This is a genomic window from Stieleria sedimenti, from assembly GCF_025060895.1.
Taxonomy (GTDB): domain Bacteria; phylum Planctomycetota; class Planctomycetia; order Pirellulales; family Pirellulaceae; genus Stieleria; species Stieleria sedimenti.
In genome coordinates this window covers 43,713-53,264 of the sequence record NZ_JANZKV010000243.1, presented here as the reverse complement: position 1 = coordinate 53,264, position 9,552 = coordinate 43,713, and the positions used below count along the sequence as shown (strand labels likewise).

General features: G+C 58.3%; 1 protein-coding gene. It reads left to right on the top strand.

The features are described from left to right. Positions 1-380: 380 nt before the first annotated feature. Positions 381-9,401, top strand: coding sequence for a S8 family serine peptidase (locus tag NZK35_RS27700; protein ID WP_259635770.1), 9,021 nt, complete (start codon positions 381-383; stop codon positions 9,399-9,401). Positions 9,402-9,552: the final 151 nt, after the last annotated feature.

Genomic DNA, 9,552 nt, shown 5'->3' with positions numbered 1-9,552 from the left:
TAAAATCCGCGAAGAACCCCCAGGGGGAGAGTGACCCAAACCCAGTGTTATCATCAACTTAAAAGCTGCACGATCTCCTTTCTGGAGCGCAGGCGACACGTCTTCGGTTTTCCACAAAAACACGGCATCTCACGGCATCGATTCTCGCATCGGTGAGCCATTTGTTTTATCATCCTAGCTTCCGCTGATGCTGAGGGGTTCGATTGGCACCTAAGCCTGTCGTTGGTGATGTGCGGAGTCGCATATGACTAGTGATTGGTTTTTTGGTAGGTACGCCATCGATGGGCAATGATTACCCCACATCACACGCTTTCGAGAAGCGTGGTCGGTCTCTTCGCACTTCTAACAGTGCAAAACTCTGGAAACGCCATCGACTACGATTGCATCTCGAGCGGCTCGAATCGCGTTTCCTGCTGGCCGGCGATTTCGGCGGCACCACCGAACAGCCGCCGCCTGAATCTCCGGCTCCGATCACGTGGTTCGAGTCCTTCGACGACGTCCCACGGATCGAGCTGGAATCACTCGCCGCGGTCGACGCCGTCTATCCCGATGGCTTTCAAGGTCCGCGAGAACTTGCCGCCGGCGAATGGATCCTGCAACTGACCGACTCAGTTGCCGGGCGCGTTCACGTCCTGCAGACCGCTGACCAGCATTTGGACGAGGGCACGATCGAGTTCACGATCATCGCCGGACTCGGTGCTGAAGGTCTGGTCTTGGTACGCGGCGAGGGGGTCACCGCGGCGGATATCGAAGCGAGCTTAGAGCGTAGCGATTCCGTCGAATCGTTTAGCCTGAACTCCATCATCAGGGGCCAAGCGACGGCGCCGAACGATTCGGACTACACGCCGGGACTACTCGCGGGTCTGACAACGATCGGTGCCGAGGCGGCCTGGGACGAATCGACCGGCAGCATGCAAACGGTTGTCGGTGTCGTCGATTCGGGAATCGATCTCGATCATCCCGATTTGTACTTGAACATCTGGCTCAACCAAGGCGAGATTCCATCGACCTTCAAAGGCGACCTGGTCGACATCGACGGTGACGGGCTGATCACGTTTTATGATTTGAACAATTTGCACGTGATCGACGGTTCGATCTATGTCGCTTCGACGGTGGTTCTGGACGGAAGCAACAACTTCGTCTCCGGCGACCTGGCGACCGAAGCGCAGTTGACCACTGCGACGCCCTATGCGGAGGGAGCCAATGCGGCATACGTCCGAGATCTGGTTGGAGACCGTTCCTCGGTCAATGGCCGGATCGATCCGGTAGACCTGCTGTTCGATCCGCTTTGGTCGGACGGACGTGACACCGACCAGAACGGATTCTTCGACGATTTCTTTGGCGTCAACTTTCGCAGCGGTGGCGAAGATCCGTTCTCGCCGAATCAGCCCGATGATGTACTCGGTCACGGCACGCATGTCGCGGGGACGATCGGTGCGGTCGGTAACAACCACACCGGCGTGGTCGGCGTCAACTGGCAGACATCGCTAATGTCGCTGCGGATTCTCGACAACAACAACCGCAGCGACGCGGGGTCGGGGCTGCGGGCGGTGAACTACGCCAAGATGATGCGCGAGCGACACGAAGTCGACGTCAACAATCGCGAGGTCCAAGGCGCAAACGTGCGGGTGCTCAACAACAGTTGGGGTCAGCCCGGTGGTTATGAGCCGGCATTTGAAACCGCGATCGGCGAGCTAGCTGACGAAGGCATCTTGTTCGTCGCAGCGGCGGGCAACGGCGACATCTTTGGCAACGGTGTCGACAACGACCAAACGCCCTTCTACCCGTCCAGCTACGACGTCGACAACGTCATCGCGGTCGCGGCATCCACTCTCGTCGGCGGGCTCGCATCCTTTTCCAACTACGGCCGCACGACTGTTGACATCGCCGCACCGGGCACTGGCATTCGCAGCACACTCAAAGGCGGCGGCTACGGGACGGCAAACGGAACCAGCATGGCCACGCCGCACGTCGCCGGCGCCGCTGCGTTGATTTGGTCCTCACAACCTCAAGGGGCGGTCGGCGAAATCCGCGCGGCCCTGCTAGACGCCGCATCTGTCGAACCACTCGAAAACGGTGATCAGTTGGTCTCCAGCGGTGGACGCCTGAGTGCTTCCGGTGCGATCGCCGCCGATGTCTTTGCTCCTTCCGCCCGGGTCACACAAAAGCAGAGCATTGCGACCAGCGGCGGGAAGTCAACCGAATTCACGGTCAGATACCGCCACCGGGACGGAATCGATTTGGATTCGATTGATGACAACGACGTCATCGTCACGCGACAGTGGGGACCGGCCGACGCGATTCCCGTATCCTACAAACCGGGGTCAAAGTCGGCGACCGCAGACGGTGCGGTCGCAACCTACGTCATGGAGGCTCCCGGCGGCGGCTCGTTCACCAACTCGACCAATGTGGTGATTCAAAGCGATGCCCCCAATACGGTCTCGTCACAGATTTGGGTGGACGACCTATCGGGCCTTCCGTCGGCGTTGACGGTCACGGTGAACATCCGGCACACCTCCGTTTCTGATTTGACGGTTACGCTGATCGCTCCCGACGGTGCTCGGGCAACACTGGTCTCCGGTCGAGGAGGTTCGGCGGACGACATCGTTGCAAGCACCTTTGACGACAATGCCGACACGTCCATCGTGGAGGCGACGGCACCGTTCACGGGAACTTTCCAGCCCGAGCAAAGTCTTGCGTCACTTCTCACGTCGAACGTCAACGGCGCGTGGACGCTCGAGATTGACGACGCAGCGAGCCTGGATGGAGGTTTGCTGGAGAATTGGACACTCGATGTTGCCCCACAGTGGGATCCGCTGGACTATGGCGAGTACCGGATTTCAACGGTTGCCGGTGGGGTCAACACCACGACCGGCGGCCTTTCAACCGAGACGCGTTTGGCCGGCTCTTTCGATGTTCGAATCACCGATGATCCATCGATCTTGTATGTCGATTCGTTCGTCGATTCGCTCGCTGCGGGGTCGCTACGCAGTGCGATCCTCGACGCGAATGCGGCCGCTCCGGCTGGGCGGACGATTCTATTGGAACCAGGAATCTACACGATCGATCTTCCACCCGTGGTCGATCCTGAATCATCGTTTGCGGCCTCGATCGAAACGCTCGGCCTGGAGAATCCCGGTGGGTGGTCGAACGCCGACACTGGCGACTTCGACGTCATGGGGAATCTCAAAATCATCGGTGGCATCGACGACACGACAATCATTGATGCCCGAGGACACGATCGCGTCTTCAAGTTGTATCCCCAAGGACAGCTCACGCTGGAGCGATTGACGATCCAGGGAGGCGTGTCCCCCGCATCACAAGGTGGCGGGGGAGTTCTGTCGTTGGGCGACTTGCATTTGGACAGCGTGATCGCTCGTGAGAACGGTGTCCGGAACGCGGAAGGCTCCGATTCCACGTTTGGTGGTGCAATCGCGGCGTGGTCAGGTCAGGCTTCCATCCGTCAGTCTTGGCTGACGGGGAATCAGGCCGACTTTGGCGGCGGAGTGTTCTACGGTGAGACGGCGGGTGGCGAAATTCAACGCAGTACGTTTGATCACAACCAGGGTGGCGGCGTTCACGCGCTCGTGGGGGTCAGCCGCCGCATCGAAAACTCCACGTTTTCGGCGAATCTTGGTGGCCTGGCCGTGATCGCGACGGCACCTCCGGACGGCATCCTCACTGCAAACGACCAAAGCAATAACCCGTCGATCAGCGGCGATGGACGTTATGTGGCGTTTGAATCAAGAGCCAGCAACCTCGTCCCTGGCGACACCAACGGCGTGAGAGACGTCTTTGTCTACGATCGCACCGAGGGCACGATCGAGCGTGTCAGCCTCGGTGGTGACGCAACGCAAGGGAATGGCCACAGTTCCAGGCCGTCGATCAGCGGCGATGGACGCTTTGTGGCGTTTACATCACGGGCCAGCAACCTCGTCCCTGGCGACACGAATGACTGGGGAGACGTCTTTGTCTACGATCGCACCGAGGCCACGATCGAGCGTGTCAGCACCAGTGGTGACGCGACGCAAGGGAATGAGGAGAGTGCCGCACCATCAATCAGCAGCGATGGCCGCTATGTGGCGTTTGGATCATGGGCCAGTAACCTGGTCCCTGGCGACACGAATGACAGTGCAGACGTCTTCGTCTACGATCGTGCCGAGGGCACGATCCAGTGTGTCAGCCTCGGTGCTGGCGCATCGGAAGGGAATGGCGACAGTTGGAGTCCGTCAATCAGTGCCGATGGACGCTATGTGGCGTTTGAGTCAGACGCCAGCAACATCGTCCCTGGCGACACGAACGGCAGCTACGACATCTTTGTCTACGATCGCACCGAGGGCACGATCCAGCGCATCAGCACCGCTGGCGACGCATCGGAAGCGAATGGTCACAGTTTCTCGCCGTCCATCAGCGACGATGGCCGCTCTGTGGCGTTTGAATCACGGGCCAGCAACCTTTTTCCTGGCGACACCAACGGCAGTTCAGACGTCTTTGTCTATGATCGCAACGAGGATACGATCGAGCGTGTCAGCCGCGGTGGAGACACAACCGAAGGGAACGACTGGAGTGAAGCGCCGTCTATCAGCGGTGATGGCCACTTTGTCGCGTTTGTATCATTGGCCAACAACCTCGTCCCTGGGGACACGAACGACGCGAGAGACATCTTTGTCTACGATCGCACCGAGGGCACGGTCGAGCGTGTCAGCCTGGACGGTAACGCAACGGAAGGGAATGGCGACAGTTGGAGTCCGTCAATCAGCAGCGAGGGCCGCTTCGTGGCATTTGAATCAGGGGCCAGCAACCTTTTCCCTGGTGACACGAATGGCGCGGCAGACGTCTTTGTCCACGATCGTCCCACCGATGGCATTCAAGCTCTCACTTTCAATACTCCGGAGCCTCTCACGGATGTATCTGATGTATCTCACGTGACGATTGCTCACTCCGGCGTCACAGGGTCAAACCACTCGATCGTTGGAGATGTCCGTGTAGCAAACACGCTATTCACTCTGAATAACGTGACCTTTGACTTGGATGACCGAAGTGGATTGCTATCTTCACAAAACATTTTCTCGACTTCCCCGGGCTCCGATTTAATCTTGCCGCTAACGCGTGTGGATGACGCTCCTCCCGTTCACCCATTGGTTCTGGGAAATCCCGCGATCGACTGGCGAGCACCATCAACGCGGACGACGCTGGATCAATTGGGACAAACGCGCCCACTTTCCGCCGATGCCGGGGCAGTGGAAGCGACGAACGCTTCGGTGGTCGCAACGGTTTATGTCGATCACAATCAGAATGGGCGGCAAGACACGGGAGAAGAAGGAATCTCCGACTTTGAAGTTCAACTTTCAACGCCGCAAACCTCCGTGCTTTTCAGCCCCGATACGGAGGGAAAAGTCGAGATCAACGGTATTCAGCCTGGACAACACGCTCTCTCCGTCGATGTCGATTCGGGCAGACCGTGGTCGGCTTTCGTTCCTCCCATCGATTGGGCGCAAAGCAGGTCTCTGCAACCGAACGGCGCGTCGTGGTCCGTGGACTTGAGTTCGGACGGTCGATACATGGCGTTTGAGTCAAACGCCGACAACCTCGTGCCTGGCGACACCAACGAAATGGGAGACATCTTTGTCTACGATCGCACCGAGCGCACGATCGAGCGTGTCAGCCTCAGCGCTGACGCAACGGAAGGCAATGGTATGAGTTCCAACGCATCAATCAGCGGCGATGGCCGCTTTGTTGCGTTTGAGTCAAACGCGAGCAACCTCGTCACTGGCGACACGAACGGCGGAAAGGACGTTTTTGTCTACGATCGCATCGAGCGCACGATCGAGCGAGTCAGCGGGAATGGTTCGAGTTCCAGGCCGTCAATCAGCGCCGATGGACGCTATATGGCGTTTGAATCAGGGGCCAGCGACCTCGTCCCCGGCGACACGAACGGCACGGGAGACGTCTTTGTCTACGATTGCGCCGACGGCACGATCGAGCGTGTCAGCCTTGGCGGTGACGCAATGCAAGGGAATGCCGGAAGTTGGAATTCGTCAATCAGCGGCGATGGACGCTATGTGGCGTTTGAGTCCGACGCCAGCAACCTCGTCCCTGGTGACACAAACGGCGTGGGAGACGTCTTTGTTTACGATCGCATTGAGGGCACCATCGAGCGTGTCAGCCGAGGTGATGACGCAGCGGAAGGAAATGGTCGAAGTCGCGCAGCGTCACTCAGCGGCGATGGACGCTTCGTGGCGTTTGGGTCAGAATCCAGCAACCTCGTCCCTGGCGATACGAACGGCGTGGGAGATGGCTTTGTTTACGATCGCTTTGAGGGCACGATCGAGCGTGTCAGCCTCGGCGGAGACGCAAGCGAAGGGAATGGCTGGAGCTACCCCCCGTCAATTAGCTGGGATGGCCGCTATGTGGCGTTTTCATCATGGGCCAGCAACCTTGTCCCTGGCGACACGAACAGCTGGGGAGACATCTTTGTCCACGATCGCACCGAGGGCACGATCGAGCGCATCAGCCTCGGTCGTGACGCAACGGAAGGGGATGGTTTTAGTTACGCGCCGTCAATCAGCGACGATGGACGCTATGTAGCGTTTGAGTCAGACGCCGGCAACCTCGTTCCTGGGGACACCAATGGACTGACAGACACGTTTCTGGCTCACAGCCCGCTGGTCACACCTGCTGCGACTCTCAATCTAAGGCCCGGTGAAATCCTTACCGATCTCGATCTTGGAGTCGTGCCCGATCCTGGCAGAGTCAGCGGAAGGATCTACCAAGATGTTGTGGCAAATGGGGTCTATGACCCTGGAGAACCGGTGGGAATGAACACAGTCGTTTTCCTGGACCTGAACTTTAATCAACAATTTGATGTGGGCGAGCCCACCGCGACCCTAAATGCCGAGGGGTTGTATGAGTTTGCTGAAGTTGATGCCCACGTCTCGTATTCAATCTTAGCGACGCTCCCGTCCGGATTTCAGCAAGTCGCTCCCGATGCAGACGGCAATTTCGAATGGGAAATCTTCTTGCCCGCCGGAGGCGACGTCACCAATCGCAATTTCGGGTTTCGGCGGGTGCAGGCGACGGGGCAGTCGACGTCGTCAATAGTGAGTGGACGCCTGTTCGAGGACACGAACGGTAGCGGTCTGTTTGAGCAAGGAATTGATGTTTCACATGGAAATATCCCCATCTACCTCGATGCCAACAACAACCGTCGGCACAACATCGGGTCAAATGAACCAATCACTCTCACAAATGCGGATGGAACGTATGCAATCGACGGCTTGAGTTCTCGGATCGTCACACTGCGAACCAGCTTGAACGACGGTTTTGTGCATACAACGCCGCTAGGGAATTCGTTTGATCTGGAAACGTCTCGCCTGTTATCGGGTCTGGTTGCGTTTGATACCGCCAGTGCGGCTACGCCCAGCGATTTTAATTTGGATGGCTTCGAAGATCTGGCGGTTTTGATCAGCGATGGAAATTTGCTGGCGATTCGCTTGAACGATCGGCAGGGAGGATTCTCTCCGAGCGAGATCAACATTCCGCTGGGGACGACGGAGACGATGCCGGGGACGTCGCTGCCGCTTGAGATGGTGGTGGGCCAGTTCAATAGGGATGCGGCGGGTAAAAAAGACGTGGCGATCGTGGGACAGTCGGCCGGGAATGTGTTGATCCTGCTGGACTTTGATGAAGACACCAACCAGTTTCTCTCACAGCAAGCAGTCGACGTGGGCGAAAATCCGGTCAGCTTGACCAGCGGTTTGTTTGATGCGGGCACGACGCTGGATCTCGCCGTGCTGAACGCAGGGACTTCGCAACTGGTCCAAGCTTCGCCGCCGGTCTACACCAAAATCAACGAGTCATTTCAAATCCTGACCAACGATGGTAACGGAACGTTTACGGCTCAAGCCGCCGTCCCCGTCCCCGGTGACGATCCTGTGGCGATTGTCTCGGATGACTTCAACGGTGACGACATCGTTGACTTCGCCGTGTTGCACAATTCGCCGACATTGCCCAACACGCCCTTCGGTGATGTCGCGCTGTTTACCGGCGACGGAGCGGGCGTGTTTGCGTTGTCGCACCGGGAACTCGTCGAAGGCGGACCGTTGGAGATGGTCAGTGGTGATTTTAACGGTGACGGCATCGCGGATTTGGCTGTCGCTAACGTCAGCCAGAATACGCTGTCGATCTTGGCTGGTCGCGCCGACGGGGTGATCATTCGCGAAACGGCACACCCGATTGGCACCGGTGAAAAAGGCATCGACAGCATGGACGTGGCCGACATCGACAACGACGGGGACTTGGACATCGTCGCGACAAGACTGTCCGATGGCGGCGTGTCCATCTTCCGAAACATCACCGACATTGCAGCCGATCCGCCGGCCATTCGTTTCGAGCCGCTCGAGAGCTTTGGCGTCGCGCAGGCGTCTGTCTTTGAACGGGCGCCAATCGTGCTGGCAAACTTTGACAACGATGTATCGGGGCCGGGCGGCGAAGGCACGGTCGACATCGTCGCGATTCCAAAATCGACCGCGACGGTCAACATCATGATGAATACCCTGGTCGACGGTGGCCACCGGGTTGCACTGGATGGTTTGAACACGATCAGCGACTTGGACTTCATCATCACACCGACCGGTGATGTGGTGCCACCGTCCGTGACAGACGTGCGGATCGCCGCGTCCGGATGGGCGACGAGTTTCAAGTCGGCCGTTGATCCGCAAAATTTGCGCGGCGTTGAAGTTCCCGGACCGTCTCCCTTACGGCCGCTCTCCTGGAACGGCCTGGACACGCTCTTTGTCGAGTTCAGTGAAGACATTCAAAAAACGACCGGCGCCCCGATGGACGCGGCCGATCTCACGTTGAACGGTGTCAATGTGCCGGACTATGCGACCGCGCCGGAGTTTGGCATCACGACCAGCTATACCAATGGCGGAGGCGAGGGGCCGTTTTTGTTGACGATTCAGTTGGCCGGCGCGGCTGACTTTGGCGCGGACCGGGTGGTGCTGGGGCTGGGGGATTCGATCGTCGATCTGGCCGGCAATCCACTCGGCGGCAATTCAATCTTTGGGTTCAACGTGCTGCCGGGTGATGTGGACGGCAGTGGCGGTGTCTTGGCCAACGATGTGCTAACGGTCAACGTCAGTCAATTCACGTTCGCCGGCGCGGTGGGCTACGACGCCTTCCGAGATATCGATGGCTCGGGAGCGGTCTTTGCCAACGATGTCTTGCTGGCCAACGGTCGCCAGTTCACGTTTTTGCCGCCAGAATCGCCCGCGGCACCACCGACGTTGGACCCAGGCTCGGTCGACGAGTTTTTCGAATCGATTACTTCAGACGGTGAGGGCGAGCTTGCCGCAGAGCCCGGCATCAAGTTGTTTTGCAACAGCGAACCAAACGCTTGACAGAAGTCTTCGTTTCAACCGGACCAGTAGCAGAGACGTTGGTAAGAAAATGGAGGTAGGGAGATGAAGAACGGCGGGAGCCAAGTCCGTTTCAGTTTTCCACAAAAACACGGCATCTCACGGCATCGATTCTCGCATCGGTGAGCCATTT